The organism is Mesorhizobium sp. RCC_202 (assembly GCF_041355295.1).
GTDB lineage: Bacteria > Pseudomonadota > Alphaproteobacteria > Rhizobiales > Rhizobiaceae > Mesorhizobium.
Genome location: NZ_JBFUPO010000007.1, coordinates 292,689 through 305,794 on the forward strand (window position 1 = coordinate 292,689; position 13,106 = coordinate 305,794).

At 63.2% G+C, this 13,106-nt stretch carries 12 protein-coding genes and 1 tRNA gene; 6 read left to right on the forward strand and 7 right to left on the reverse strand.

Annotated elements, in window-relative coordinates:
* Nucleotides 1–21 precede the first annotated feature (21 nt).
* Nucleotides 22–2,076, forward strand: a complete 2,055-nt coding sequence (locus AB6802_RS18565) for a M3 family metallopeptidase (RefSeq protein WP_371011673.1) — start codon at nucleotides 22–24, stop codon at nucleotides 2,074–2,076.
* 109 nt (nucleotides 2,077–2,185) lie between these two features.
* On the opposite strand, the gene AB6802_RS18570 is transcribed toward AB6802_RS18565, so the two are convergent.
* The 4 genes from AB6802_RS18570 to AB6802_RS18585 all read right to left on the reverse strand — a co-directional run bounded on the left by AB6802_RS18570 (nucleotide 2,186) and on the right by AB6802_RS18585 (nucleotide 6,808).
* Complete coding sequence (locus AB6802_RS18570) at nucleotides 2,186–3,712, reverse strand: M81 family metallopeptidase (protein WP_371011613.1); 1,527 nt, start codon at nucleotides 3,710–3,712, stop codon at nucleotides 2,186–2,188.
* Nucleotides 3,713–3,731: 19 nt separating this feature from the next.
* A complete protein-coding gene (locus AB6802_RS18575; RefSeq protein ID WP_371011614.1) occupies nucleotides 3,732–4,556 on the reverse strand; it encodes a carbohydrate ABC transporter permease in 825 nt (274 codons plus the stop codon).
* Nucleotides 4,553–5,422: a carbohydrate ABC transporter permease gene (locus AB6802_RS18580; RefSeq protein WP_371011615.1), complete on the reverse strand. Its 870-nt coding sequence runs from the start codon at nucleotides 5,420–5,422 to the stop codon at nucleotides 4,553–4,555. Before AB6802_RS18580 ends, AB6802_RS18575 begins: the two co-directional genes overlap by 4 nt.
* A gap of 156 nt (nucleotides 5,423–5,578) precedes the next feature.
* On the reverse strand, nucleotides 5,579–6,808 hold the full coding sequence (locus tag AB6802_RS18585) for a sugar ABC transporter substrate-binding protein (protein WP_371011616.1): 1,230 nt from the start codon (nucleotides 6,806–6,808) through the stop codon (nucleotides 5,579–5,581).
* A gap of 174 nt (nucleotides 6,809–6,982) precedes the next feature.
* Between AB6802_RS18585 and AB6802_RS18590 the strand changes: the two genes are divergently transcribed.
* The 3 genes from AB6802_RS18590 (at nucleotide 6,983) to AB6802_RS18600 (ending at nucleotide 9,769) form a co-directional block, all read left to right on the forward strand.
* Complete coding sequence (locus AB6802_RS18590; RefSeq protein ID WP_371011617.1) at nucleotides 6,983–7,753, forward strand: SDR family NAD(P)-dependent oxidoreductase; 771 nt, start codon at nucleotides 6,983–6,985, stop codon at nucleotides 7,751–7,753.
* 2 nt (nucleotides 7,754–7,755) lie between these two features.
* Entirely contained in the window at nucleotides 7,756–8,823 is a 1,068-nt protein-coding gene (locus tag AB6802_RS18595) for an ABC transporter ATP-binding protein (RefSeq protein ID WP_371011618.1), read from the forward strand.
* A 64-nt stretch (nucleotides 8,824–8,887) separates the two neighbouring features.
* Entirely contained in the window at nucleotides 8,888–9,769 is an 882-nt protein-coding gene (locus tag AB6802_RS18600) for a MurR/RpiR family transcriptional regulator (protein ID WP_371011619.1), read from the forward strand.
* 345 nt (nucleotides 9,770–10,114) lie between these two features.
* On the opposite strand, the gene AB6802_RS18605 is transcribed toward AB6802_RS18600, so the two are convergent.
* The gene (locus AB6802_RS18605) at nucleotides 10,115–10,432 is read right to left on the reverse strand and encodes a DUF167 family protein (protein WP_371011620.1); all 318 of its coding nucleotides are present in this window, start codon (nucleotides 10,430–10,432) and stop codon (nucleotides 10,115–10,117) included.
* 13 nt (nucleotides 10,433–10,445) lie between these two features.
* Entirely contained in the window at nucleotides 10,446–10,736 is a 291-nt protein-coding gene (locus AB6802_RS18610) for a YggT family protein (protein ID WP_371011621.1), read from the reverse strand.
* Nucleotides 10,737–10,879: 143 nt separating this feature from the next.
* Here AB6802_RS18610 and AB6802_RS18615 point away from each other — a divergent pair.
* Together AB6802_RS18615 and AB6802_RS18620 are read left to right on the forward strand one after the other, a co-directional pair.
* A tRNA-Ala gene (locus AB6802_RS18615) sits at nucleotides 10,880–10,955 on the forward strand.
* 97 nt (nucleotides 10,956–11,052) lie between these two features.
* Nucleotides 11,053–11,397 (forward strand): VanZ family protein, encoded by a 345-nt coding sequence (locus tag AB6802_RS18620; protein ID WP_371011622.1) that lies wholly within the window; start codon nucleotides 11,053–11,055, stop codon nucleotides 11,395–11,397.
* 36 nt (nucleotides 11,398–11,433) lie between these two features.
* On the opposite strand, the gene rtcR is transcribed toward AB6802_RS18620, so the two are convergent.
* Nucleotides 11,434–13,032 carry an RNA repair transcriptional activator RtcR gene (gene rtcR / locus AB6802_RS18625; RefSeq protein ID WP_371011623.1) on the reverse strand — a complete coding sequence of 533 codons (1,599 nt, stop codon included), beginning with the start codon at nucleotides 13,030–13,032 and terminating at the stop codon, nucleotides 11,434–11,436.
* Nucleotides 13,033–13,106: the final 74 nt, after the last annotated feature.

Here is a 13,106-nt window from a genome sequence, read left to right on the forward strand (position 1 = left end):
CACCGAACTGCCTAGTTGGATTTGCCCATGTCAAAAACCGTCGACCTCGCCGCCCATCCGCTCACTGTCTGGCAAGGGCCGCTCGGCCTGCCGGATTTCGCGCGCATCGGCGATGACGATTTCGGTCCGGTCTTCGATGCCGCGTTGAAAGCGCATGAAGCCGAGATCGATGCGATCGCGGGAAACAGCGAGGCGCCGACGATCGAAAACACGCTGGCAGCGCTCGAGCTTGCCGGCGAGCCGCTCGACCATGTGTCGTCGATCTTCTGGTGCCGGGCCGGTGCCCACACCAATGACGCGATCCAGGCCATGGAGCGCGAGATTTCGCCCAAGATGTCGCGGCATTTCTCGGCGATTTCGATGAACGAGAAGCTGTTTGCCCGCATCGACGACCTCTATCAGCGGCGCGACAGTCTGAAGCTCGGCGCCGAAACACTACGTGTGCTGGAAAAGACCTGGAAAGGCTTTGTCCGTTCCGGCGCCAAGCTCGATGCCGAAGGCAAGAAGCGGCTCGCCACCATCAACGAGGAACTGTCCTCGCTCGGCACCAAATTCGGCCAGAACGTGCTGGCCGACGAACGCGACTGGGCGCTGTTTCTCGACGAGGCCGATCTTGCCGGCCTGCCTGATTTCCTCAAAAGCGCAATGGCCGAGGCCGCCGAAACGCGCGGCCAGAAGGGCCGCTATGCGGTGACCTTGTCGCGCTCGATCTACGAGCCGTTCTCGACGTTTTCCGAGCGTCGCGACCTGCGCGAAGTCGCCTTCAACGCCTTCATCATGCGCGGCCAGAATGGCGGCGCTTCCGACAACACCGATGTCGTACGCGACATGCTGAAGCTGCGCGCCGAAAAGGCGAAGCTGCTCGGCTACGGTTCCTTCGCCGCGCTCAAGCTCGACGACACCATGGCAAAGACGCCGAAGGCCGTGCACGATCTGCTCGACCCGGTCTGGGAGAAGGCGCTGGAAAAGGCAGCCGCCGACCAGAAGCAGCTGGAGCGGCTGGCGGCGGCAGCCGGTAGCAACGAGACATTCGCGGCCTGGGACTGGCGCTTCTACCAGGAGAAGCTGCGCGCCGAAAAATTCGCCTTCGACGAGGCGGAGCTCAAGCCATATCTGCAGCTGGAACGTGTCATCGAGGCATGCTTCGATGTCGCCACGAAGCTGTTCGGCATCACCTTCGAGGAGAAGAAAGGCATTGCCGCCTGGCACCCGGACGCCCGCGTCTTCGTGGTGAAGAACGCTGACGGCAGCGAGCGCGGCCTGTTCCTGGCCGACTATTTCGCGCGGCCATCCAAGCGCTCCGGCGCCTGGATGAGCGCGCTGAAATCCGGCTATAAGCTCGGCCATGGCTCAAGGCCGGTGATCTACAACATCATGAACTTCGCCAAGCCGCCGGCCGGCGAGGCAGCGCTGTTGTCGGTCGACGAGGCCAAGACGCTGTTCCATGAATTCGGCCATGCGCTGCACGGCATGCTGACCGACGTCACCTGGCCGTCGGTGTCGGGAACCTCGGTCAGCCGCGATTTCGTCGAGCTGCCCTCGCAGCTCTACGAGCACTGGCTGACGGTGCCGGCGGTGCTGGAAAAACATGCGCTGCACGTCAAGACCGGCAAGCCGATGCCGAAGGCGCTGCTCGACAAGATGCTCGCCGCCCGCACCTTCGGCGCCGGCTTCGCGACGGTCGAGTTCACCGCATCGGCATTGATCGACATGGCCTATCATGCCCGGCCGGATGCGCCGGAAAAGCCGCTTCGATACGAGGCCGAAACGCTCGAGAAGCTGCACATGCCAGACACCATCGCCATGCGTCACCGCACCCCGCATTTCGGCCATGTCTTTTCCGGCGACGGCTATTCGGCCGGCTATTATTCCTACATGTGGTCGGAAGTGCTCGACGCCGACGCCTTCTCGGCCTTCGAGGAGACCGGCGATCCCTTCAACCCGGCGCTGGCGGAGCGCCTGCGCAAGAACATCTATGCCGCCGGCGGATCGAAGGATCCGGAAGAGCTGTACACCGCGTTCCGCGGCAAAATGCCTTCGCCGGAAGCGATGATGGTGAAGCGAGGGCTGGTGTAGGCGGCCTTCCCTTCTCCCCTTGTGGGAGAAGGTGGATCGGCGCGGTAGCGCCGAGACGGATGAGGGGTGTTCCAGCGGAGTGAGACGTTGGTGTTCCCTGGAGCACCCCTCATCCGTCGCCTTCGGCGACACCTTCTCCCACAAGGGGAGAAGGGGGAGCCTTATCCTTCCACGGATCCTTGACCCTCGGCCACACCGGCCGTTTCAATTTCCTGTAATCCGTCACCGCCGGATTGCTCGGATAGGAACTCGGCGCCGCGACGTAGATGATCTCGGCGGCGATCGGTTCGAAGCCGGCGTAGAAATGGTTGGTCGATTTGATCAGCAGGATGTCCTTGGCCATCGGATCGATGCCGATGTTGGAGAAGATGTCCGGCTCGAAGGTCTGGGTGCGGTTGGTGTTCAGGATAACATCGACCTCGGTGCCTTCGATGCGCACCACGGCCGACGGCCCCAACGTCACCCGGCTCGGGCCAAAACTTTGCCAGGCTTCATTGATCGTCTTCAGCACCGTGACGCGCGCGTCGATCGGCTCGCCGGCCTGCGGTCCGGCCTTGCCGCCGAAACGCAGGTCGATGACCGCTCCTTCACCAGCCGCGTGACAGAAGGTTACCGCGATCGGGTCCCAGATGGTCGCCAGCCCTACATTGTGGATGCCGCGCTGAAGCAGTTCGCGAAGCACGTTCGTGCCATCGCCCGGCACGCCGCCGCCGGGATTGTCCCAGATATCGGCGATCACCACCGGCTTGTCCTGGCGCCCGGCGCAGACCGCCAGCGCCCGGTCGATGCCGTCGGCGGTGTTTAGCATCGTCATCGCCGTCTGCTCGCGCATGGCGTAGAGCTCGCGCCCGAGGCTTTCAGCCAACGCATCGCCCCTGGCCTTGTCGTTGTCGGTGACGACCAGGATGCGCGTGCCCATTTCCGGCACGTCGGCGGCCATGAAGCCGTGGACGACCGAGATCGACAGCACGCCATCCTTGCCATGCAGGTGTTTTATCTTGTCGACGAAAGAGCGCATCGGCTCGCGGCTGGTCGGCAGCACCTGGATCATGCGGCAGTCGAAGGTCGAGATGACAGGCTCGATCTCGCCGCGCGCCGCCGCCAGGCCGAGCTCGACGACATGTTCGCCGCGCTCGTAGAAATCGGTGTGCGGGAATTCGAGGAAATAGGCCATGATGTTTGAGGCGGCGACGCGCTTCGGCGTCAGATGGCTGTGCGGATCGAACTCGGAGGCGATCACCACTTTCGGGCCGACGATGTTGCGCACGCGCTCCAGCAGATCGCCTTCGCAGTCGTCATAGCCTTGCGCCACCATGGCGCCATGCAGGCCGAGGATGACGGCATCGACCGGCAGCGCCGCCTTGAGCTGGTCGAGGATCTCGTCACGCAGCGCCTCGAAGGTCTGCCGCTGCACCAGGCCGCCGGGCTCGGCCCAGGTCGCGGTGCCCTCGATGACGGTGAGCCCTTCCGCGGCCGCGCGCTTGCGCAGCGCCACGATCGGCGAGGAGCACAAAGTCGGCGTCTCCGGATGCTTGCCTGGCCCGGCATAGAAGGCCATGTCGAACGAGGCCCGGTCGGTCGGCACCGGCGAGAAGGTGTTGGTTTCCGTCGCCAGCGAGGCGGTGAAGATGCGCATGCAGACTTTCCTGGAATTGCTATTTGACCGCCCCGAGCGCCAGCCCGCGGACAAGGTAGCGTTGCAGCCAGATGAAGAGGATCGCCACCGGCAGCGTCGCCAGCAGCGTGGCCGCCATGACATGGTGCCATTCGATCGTGTAGCGGCCGGCGACCAGCGAGAAAACCTGGATCGGCAGCGTGTAGCTTTCCTGGCTGCGCAGCATGGTCAGCGCGACGACGAACTCGTTCCAGGCATTGATGAAGGTAAAGATGGCGGTGACGGCGATCGCCGGCAGGCAAAGCGGCAGGAACACTTTGCGCAGCGTCAGCCAGCGTCCGGCGCCTTCCATCCAGGCAGCTTCCTCGAGATCGCGCGGAATGGTGTCGAAATAGCTCTGCAGCATCCAGACGGTGAAGGCGACGTTGAAGGCCATGTAGATGAAGCCGAGCGCGGTCGTCGATTCGACCAGCCCCCAGGCGGCCATCAGCCTAAACAGGCCGAGCACCAGCACGATCGGCGAGATCATCTGCGAGATCAGAAGGAACTGGCGGAAGGCACCATAGCCGGCAAAGCGAAAGCGCGACATGGCGTAGGCCGCCGGCACCGAGATCAGGATGGCGCCGATGGTCGCCAGCGCCGAGACATAGAGCGAGTTCATGAGCGCGCGTCCGAAGCCGGTCGCCACCCACATGTCGGAAAAATTCGACCAGCGGAATTCGCTCGGCCACCAGGTTGGAGTCAGCACCTCGGTGCGCGGCTTGACCGCGGTCAGGAACATCACCGCGAACGGAAAGATCGTTACCACGATCAGCGGTGCGAGCAGCAGCCAGGCGATGATGGTGCGTTTCAGCTTGCCCCTCATGCCCGCTGCTCCCGCATGGCCAGGCGCACATAGATCATGGTGAAGACAAGCAGGATGGCGAACATCACCAGCGAGACCGCCGAGGCTTCGCCCAGTTTGCCGATGCGGAAGGCAAGCTTGTAGAGGTGGGTGACGAGGATGTCGGTCGAGTTCGCCGGCCCGCCCTGCGTCATCACCCAGATGATCGGGAAGGAATTGAAGACGTAGATGGTGTTGAGCACGATGGCGATATTGATGAACGGTTTCAGCAGCGGAAAGGTGATCTCGCGGAATTGCTGCAGCGGTGTCGCGCCCTCGAGTGCCGCCGCCTCGTAGAGATCGTCGGGGATCGACGACAGGCCGCCGAGGAAGATCGTGGTGGTGAACGGCACCGTCACCAATATGCCGATCAGCACCTGCATCGGGAAGGCTGTCTCGGCGCGCGCCAGCCACTGGATGTTCTCATGGATCAGGCCGAGCCCGATCAGCGCCGAATTCAGCATGCCGCTTTCGCCGTTGAGCGCCCAGCGCCAGACCACCGCCGTCATCGTCAGCGACACCGCCCAGGGCAGCATGATGATGACGCGGGCAATGCCGCGGCCGTAGAAATCCATGTTGAGGATCATCGCCACCGGGACCGACAGCAGCAGCGCGCCGCCGACCACCAGCACGGTCCATAAGCCGGTGCGCCAGAGTGCCGCGAGAAAATCCGGATCGGCAAACAACTCGGTGAAATTGGCGAAGCCGGTGAAGTCGCGCAGCTGGCCGAAGCGGCTGACGTCATGCGTCGAGATCTGCACCAGGTCCCAGACCGGCCAGAAGATCACCACCGCCGCCAGGAACAGGCTGGGCAGGGTCAGCAGATAGGGCAGGATCCGGCTTTGCATCGGCGGGATGGCACCGTGTTGAAGTGGAACGGAATTTCGCCGATTTGCCGGCTTGGCTCAATCCGGCAGCGGTTTCTCCGGCAGAGAACCTGAAGCCAGAAAGTGTGGCGCGCTCCGACGGGGTGGAGCGCGCCACGGGCGCAGGGAGATACGCCCTTATTTCTTCTTGAGCACCGCGTTGGCCTTGTCGGCGGCGTCCTTCAGGCCTGCCTCGGGGTCACCGCCGAGGTAGATTTTCTGCATGGCATCCGATGTGATCTGGGCGACCTCTTCCCAGCCGGGGATGACCGGGGCGAAGCGGGCGTCAGGCAGGAGCGCGGTGAAGGCGGCCAGGTCGGCGTTGTTGACGTAATAATCCATCTTGGCCTCTTCCTTGTTCACCGGCAGGAAGCCTTCGCCTTGCGTGAACTTGGCGCGCTGCTCCTTGGTGAACAGGAAGTCGAGCAGCTTCCAGGCCTCGTCCTTGTTCTTGGAGTTCTTGAACATGATGATCGAATCGGTGACGCCATAAGTGCCGCGCGCGCCGGTCGGGCCCGCCGGAATGGCGGCGACGCCATATTTCAGGCTCGGCGCCTCTTCCTTGATCTGGTTGGACAGGAAGGGCGCGGTGATCATCATGCCGACCTTGCCCTGCTTGAACAGGTTCTGCACGTCCTCACGGTTGTTGGAAGTGACGCCCGGTTCCGTCAGGCCTTCGTCGATCATCGACTTGTAGAGCTTGGCCGCCTCGAGCGCGCCCGGCGTGCCGAGGCCCGATGTGCCGTCCTTGTTGAGGATCTCGGTGCCCTGCGACCACATCGCGTAGTAGTAGTAGACGTCGGTCTCGATTTCCTTGCCCTGCAAGCCGAAGCCGAAGGCGCCGATCGCCTTGATCTTGCGCGCGTCGTCCTGCAGCTCGGTCCAGGTTGCCGGCGGCTTGGCGATGCCGGCTTTCTCGAACAGCTCCTTGTTGTAGTACATGGCGCGCGCAGAGGCGGCGATCGGCAGGCCATAGGTGTGGCCGCCCATGATCGAAGGCTGCAGGAAGGTGTCGATGAAGCGGTCCTTGAACTCGGGCTTGATGTAGCTGTCGAGCGGCTCGGCGACGTCCTGCTGCACGAAATCGATCAGCCAGCGCGTGCCGATGATCGACAGGTCCGCATTCGTGCCGGCGCTGATGTCAGTGGTCAGCTTCTGCAGCAGCACGTCCCACGGCACCACTTCGTATTTGATGGTGATGCCAGGGTTGGCGGCCTCGAATTCCTTCTTGACCGCCTCGAAATAAGGGCCGGTCTTGGCGCTGTATTCGGCAACGGTGACGCGCACCTCGCCGGCGTCGGCGGGCACGGCCAACGCCAGCATGCTCATTCCGGCCAACAGGCCGACAGTCCATTTCGCAAGGCTCATCTGATTTCTCCCATTGATGCACGTTGGCGCCTGACTCTTATGAGCGCAGGATTTATGTGACTTTCCTACATTATCCATCATTTGAGGCCATGCAAGCAGTTTATCGTGTTGCTTATTTACATTTGGTTGGGTAGCGTACCCAGTCAAAAATGAAGGGGCGGAGGAGCGCGCAGCGTGGTTTCGAGAACCGAGTTCGAGGGCAAGACGGTTGTCGTCACCGGCGCGGGCGGCGGCCTTGGTTCGGCGATCGTGGCGCTTATGGCCGAGCGCGGCGCACGCATCGTCGGTTGTGATCAGTCGGCGGAAGCGCTGGCCAGCCCGCATATCGCCTCGCGCCATGTCTTCAACCTGCTCGACCGGGCCTCGATCGAAGCTGCGATCCCCGCCTTGCTCGACCGGGACGGCGTTCCCGACATACTGATCAACAATGCCGGCTGGACGCGCGCCGAGACACTGAGAGCGTTGACGGCGGACAAGATCGAGCACGAGCTAGATCTCAACCTGACCGGTGTCATGACTTTCGCCGATCCGGTCATCAAGGCGATGGCGGCGCGCGGCTCCGGCAGCATCGTCTTCATCTCCTCGGTCAACGCGATTTCGCATTTCGGCAATCCGGCCTATGCCGCCGCCAAGGCCGGCATCAACGCCTACGCCAAGTCGATCGCCGTCGAGCTCGGCCGCGACGGGTTGCGCGCCAATGTCGTGTGCCCGGGTTCGATCCGCACCGCCGCCTGGGACCATCGCCTGGCCAAGGATCCGGAAATCCTCGGCCGCCTGCAGCGGCTCTATCCACTCGGCCGCATCGTCAATGCTGTGGAAGTGGCCGAAGCCGTGGCTTTCCTTGCCTCCGACCGCGCATCCGGCATAACTGGAGCGGTGGTGCCGGTGGACGCCGGGCTGACAGCCGGCTACCTGCCCTTCATCGATGACATTCTGGGAGCGTGACCATGACCGACGTCCAGTTTCGCAACCTGTCGAAATCCTTCGGCCAGCACAAAATCCTCGAGGACATCGACCTCGACATCCGGACCGGCGAGTTCGTCGTGCTGGTCGGGCCGTCCGGCTGCGGGAAGTCAACGCTGCTGCGTATGCTGGCCGGGCTGGAGACGATCACCTCCGGCGATCTGCTGATCGGCGGGGTGCGCGCCAACGAGTTGCCGCCGCAGCAGCGCAACATCGCCATGGTGTTCCAGTCCTATGCGCTGTTTCCGCACCTGAAGGCTGCGGAGAATATCGGCTTCGGCCCGAAGATCCGTGGCGAGAACCGCACCGCCATCGATGCCAAGGTCAAGAAGGCGTCCGGGGTGCTCAACCTCTTCTCCTATCTCGACCGCTACCCGAGGCAATTGTCGGGCGGCCAGCGCCAGCGCGTCGCCATGGGCCGCGCCATCGTGCGCGAGCCTTCGGTTTTTTTGTTCGACGAGCCGCTTTCGAACCTCGATGCGCAATTGCGGGTGCAGATGCGCACCGAGATCAAGGCGCTGCACCAGCGGCTGAAATCGACCATCGTCTATGTCACCCACGACCAGATCGAGGCGATGACCATGGCCGACCGCATCGTGGTGATGGATCGCGGCCGCATCCAGCAGGTCGGCGCGCCGCTGGAGCTTTATGACAGGCCGGCCAACAAGTTCGTCGCCGGTTTCCTCGGCTCGCCGTCGATGAGCTTTGTCTCCGGGGCGCTGAAGTCGACGTCGGACAAGACCTGGTTCGAGTCGGCCGGCGGCGGGCGCCTCGCGCTTGCCGGCAAGGCTGCGCCGGCGGGCAGCGCGGTAGAGGCCGGCATCCGGCCCGAGCACTTTGTCATCGGTGAAGCTGCCGATGCCATGGCGCTCAAGGTGGATGTCGTCGAGCCGACCGGTTCCGAGACCCATGTCTATGGCGCCATCGGCGCCGACACGGTACGCGCGGTGTTCCACGATCGGCTGCCGGTCAGGCCGGGCGACCTGTTGCCGGTCTCGGTCGACCCCCGCAACATCCATCTGTTCGACAAGGCGACGGGCCTGCCGCTATAACGCCCACCCTTGTGAGGCAATGGCATGAAGACGAAGCGACAAACACGATGACGAAAACACGGGCATGAAGACGCCGGCCGACATCATCACGCGGCTGCAGCTGATGTCGCAGGACGGCACCAAATCGGATCGCCGGCTGGCCAGCCTCGTTCTGTCCGATCTCGATTTCGCCTCCAAGGCGGCGATCTCGGAGATTGCCGCGCGCGTCGGCGTCAGCGAGCCAACGGTGACGCGCTTTTGCCGCAACCTCGGCTGCGAGGGTCTTCGCGACTTCAAATTCTATCTGGCGCAGGCGATCGCCATCGGCGGCCAGTATCTGTCGCCGGAGCCGCTCAGCCGCGACGCGCGCGAGCAGCGCATCGCTTCGGCCATCACCGAGGCGGCAATCGCCGCCATCAAGCGCGCCAGCGAGAACCTCGACATGAGCGTGCTGGTGAGTGTGGCCGCCCGCATCGCCAGCTCAGGCAATATCCTGTGCATCGGCTCCGGCGGCATCTCTTCGATGCTGGCGACCGAGATGCAGAACCGTCTGTTCCGGCTCGGCCTGTCGGCGCTTGCCCAGACCGACGGCCAGCTGCAGCGCATGTATGCCGCTGTCGCGACGGCGGAAACGACGCTGGTCGCTTTTTCGGTCTCGGGCTATGCGCGTTCGGTCATCGAAGCCGTCGAGGTCGCGCAGCAATACGGCGCCGCCACCGTCGCCATCACCGCACCGGAATCGGCGCTGGCCAAGGCCGCCGACACGGTGATCCAGCTGCAGCCCTTCGAGGACGGCAACATCTACAAACCGACGTCGTCGCGCTACGCGCTTCTAGCCATCCTCGACATGATCGCCACCGCGGTGGCGGAATCGCGCGGGCCGAAAGTCCTGGAGAATCTGCGGCGCATCAAGCAGAGCGTCAACACGCTGAAGGTGGATGATCCAAGACTGCCGCTGGGGGATTGAAGTCCATCTGCGTGAGTGTCGGCGCCGCGCAGTCCGTGCCAATCCTTAAGCGCCGCGTTACCCCTCATCCGCCTGCCGGCACCTTCTCCCCGTGAACGGGGAGAAGGCAGCTGGCCGCGACCTCGGCGCTATGTTTTGCAACGCTGACGGTTGGCGAAATCGTTCGCGACAACTTCTTTCTCCCCGTTTACGGGGAGAAATGCCCGGCAGGGCAATGAGGGGCGGCGTCGACCGAGGAAATTAGAGCAATTTCAGGAAAAGTGTGAGCGGTTTTCCGCCTGGAAATCGCGACAAAACAGAGAGATTCGCCGTTTCCGTGAAACGGTGAAACGCTCTATGTGTAGTTCATCGCCCGCCGACGAGCGCTTCAACCCTCGCTGCCAGTTCAGGCGCATCGCCCACGACCCGCAGCGTCTTCAGCCGCGAGGTGCCCCCGGCAACCACCGATACCGCGGAACCCGGCACGCCAAGCGCCTTGGCCAGCAACCGTTCCAGCGCTGCATTTGCGGCGCCGTTCTCCGGAATGGCGCGCACCCGGGCCTTGACGTGGCTGCGCCCATCGTCGGCCGTCTCGACGCCGTCGATCCGATCGAGCCCGGCCTTTGGCGTCAGTCGCACGAAGAGGTCGACACCGTCCTCGCGCAAACGAAACGGCTGGCTCATCGACAGAGGAGGCTCAAACGACCCAGGAGATCACAGTGGTGAGCAGGAACTGGCGGATGAAGAAGATGACCAACAGCAGGATGATCGGCGAGATGTCGATGCCGCCGAGATCCGGCATGAAGCGGCGGATCGGCCTCAGCGCCGGCTCGGTCAGCCGATAGAGCATGTTGCTGACGGTGGCGACGAACTGGTTGCGCGAGTTGACGACATTGAAGGCGTAGAGCCAGGAAAAGATCGCCGAGGCGATGATGATCCACCAATAGAGGTCAAGCGCCATGACGATGGTCTGAATAAGGGCGATCATGCCGGTCTCCAAATTGTTGCCGACATGTAGCCATTGCCGGTGAAGCCGGCAAGGCCCGTGCCGTCGTGGCTGTACCCTGTAAGACCGGTGGTTTCGCCTTGACAGGAAACCGCTGCCTTCGATAAATGCGCCATCCGTTGGACGGGGCTGTAGCTCAGCTGGGAGAGCGCGTCGTTCGCAATGACGAGGTCAGGAGTTCGATCCTCCTCAGCTCCACCAGCGGAATTTCTAGCCAACACCTCACCGGCAACATGCGCCGTTTTGCCTTGGTGAGGACGCTGGTTGTTCTACCGGCTTGCGGCCTATAAGAGCAGCGATGATCACGATTTCCCGCTTTGTGGCGCTCATCCTGTTCGCGGCGATAAGCTTCGCGACGCTTTCGCCGATCGAGATGCGGCCGCATTTGGCGGACCCTAATGTGGAGCGCGCGCTGGCCTATGTCCTGTTCGGCGTGGCGCTTGCCTTTGGTTTCCCGAACCGTCTTGTGCAGACTATGGTGGCGGCAGCACTTGTCGCGGGTGTCCTGGAGCTGCTGCAGATCGTCGATCCGGGCAGGCACGCGCGTTTCAGCGACGCTGTGCTGAAAGCGCTCGCCGGTTTCATCGGCATAGCCATCGGCCGTGCCATCATCGCGATGACCCGCCACAAGACGCTTTCCTAAGAGCAGGCTTGGCGGAGCGCCCTTCGGGTCACCGCCTCACCGTCCGGCGACATCCTCGAAGCTGAGATCGAAGCGCATCAGGTATTTGCGCAGCCGGTCGGCGTCGTTGCCGCTGGTCTTTTTGAGACGCGATACCGCAAAGAGCTTGCGGCCCGCGGCGCTGAGCGAATGGCTGTCGCGGCAGGCTTCAATCACCGTGGCGAGCTGCGCCCGGTCGAAGGGGTCGATCTCGCCGAGACGGTTCGCCCCAAGCATATCCAGCAGCAGCGCATCCCGGTCACCGCTGCCGCTCCCGTCGCGCCAGACCGCGTCAAGCCGCCCGATCTCGTCGCGCACGGCTTCCTCGTTGATGCGGCCGAGCGGAGCCAAGGTCGCCATGCGCGTGATCGAGGCCGACAGGTCGCGGAAATTGGCGCGCCATTGCGCCTCGGGCGCTATCGCGAATTTGAGGTAAAGCTCGCGCGCTTCCTTGTTGAAGGTGACGTTCTGTCCCTCGCGCTCGCTGAACCGGCGCAGCTCGAATTCGAGGTTGGGCTCGATGTCTTCCTTGCGGTCGCGCAGCGCCGGCAATTGAAAGGTCCACAAATTGAGCCGCGCGAACAGGTCTTCCCTGAATTTGCCTGCCTTCACGTCGATCGAAAGATCGCGATTGGTGCCGGCAAGCAGCTGGAAGTCCGAGGTCACATCCTGGTCGGCGCCCACGGGCAGGAACCGCTTTTCTTCAATCGCCCTCAGGCACATGGCCTGCTCGTCTGAGCCGAGCTCGCCGATCTCGTCGAGGAAGAGCACGCCCTTGTTGGCCGATTTCATCAGGCCCGCGCGCTCGTTCTGAGCGCCGGTGAAGGCGCCCTTCACATGGCCGAACAAGGTCGACATCGCCTGGTCGCCGCGCAGCGTCGCGCAATTGACCTCGATGAAGGCGCCCGATACTTGGCGCTGCGCTTTCTTCAATTCGTAGATGCGCCGTGCCAGCTGCGATTTGCCGGCACCGGTCGGGCCGGTCAGCAGCACCGGCGCGCGTGACCGGATCGCCACCTTCTCGATCTGGTCGATCATGCGGTTGAAAGCGGGGTTGCGGGTGGCGATGCCGGACTTCAGGAACGAGGTCGCTTCGTCGCGCTCGGCGGCGAAGCGCGTGGCGATCGCGTCATAGCGCGACAGGTCGAGATCGATGATCGAATGGCTGCCCGACACATCGTCACGCCCGTCCTTGCGCGGTGAAAGCTGCAACAGGCGCGCCGGAATGAAACGCGCTTCGGTGAGCAGGAACCAACAGATCTGGGCGACATGGGTGCCGGTGGTGATGTTGACGAGATAATCCTCTTTCTCCGGATCGAAGGCGTAGGCGCGGGCGAAGTCGCGCAAGCCGGTATAGACCTCGCTGAAGTCCCAGGGATCCTTCGCGGGAATGACATGCCGCCTGACCTCGGTTGCCGGCGATACTTGCTCGATGTCGGCGATGACCTGCCTTGCCAACTGCTCCGAGTGGGTGCCGTGAATGAGTTCCAGCCGATCGATGAACAGGCCCGGCTGCTGGCAGAGCGCAACCGTTGGCCGCCATTTTTTCCAGCGATCATCGGTGCGGCCCGAATCGAGCGTCGTGCCGAGAATTCCGATGGCGACCCGTCTCTTCATTTATCCCACCGTATAAATAGCGATATTTTTAGATCACTATACAGATACTTGACATCAGGGCGCCAGAGGCGACA

Coding starts and splice junctions, on each gene's coding strand:
- AB6802_RS18570 (WP_371011613.1), bottom strand. CDS start 3,712: ATGCGCATCTTCACCGCCTCGCTGGCGACGGAAACCAACACCTTCTCG.
- AB6802_RS18575 (WP_371011614.1), bottom strand. CDS start 4,556: ATGAGGGGCAAGCTGAAACGCACCATCATCGCCTGGCTGCTGCTCGCA.
- AB6802_RS18580 (WP_371011615.1), bottom strand. CDS start 5,422: ATGCAAAGCCGGATCCTGCCCTATCTGCTGACCCTGCCCAGCCTGTTC.
- AB6802_RS18585 (WP_371011616.1), bottom strand. CDS start 6,808: ATGAGCCTTGCGAAATGGACTGTCGGCCTGTTGGCCGGAATGAGCATG.
- AB6802_RS18595 (WP_371011618.1), top strand. CDS start 7,756: ATGACCGACGTCCAGTTTCGCAACCTGTCGAAATCCTTCGGCCAGCAC.
- AB6802_RS18600 (WP_371011619.1), top strand. CDS start 8,888: ATGAAGACGCCGGCCGACATCATCACGCGGCTGCAGCTGATGTCGCAG.
- AB6802_RS18605 (WP_371011620.1), bottom strand. CDS start 10,432: ATGAGCCAGCCGTTTCGTTTGCGCGAGGACGGTGTCGACCTCTTCGTG.
- AB6802_RS18610 (WP_371011621.1), bottom strand. CDS start 10,736: ATGATCGCCCTTATTCAGACCATCGTCATGGCGCTTGACCTCTATTGG.
- AB6802_RS18620 (WP_371011622.1), top strand. CDS start 11,053: ATGATCACGATTTCCCGCTTTGTGGCGCTCATCCTGTTCGCGGCGATA.
- rtcR (WP_371011623.1), bottom strand. CDS start 13,032: ATGAAGAGACGGGTCGCCATCGGAATTCTCGGCACGACGCTCGATTCG.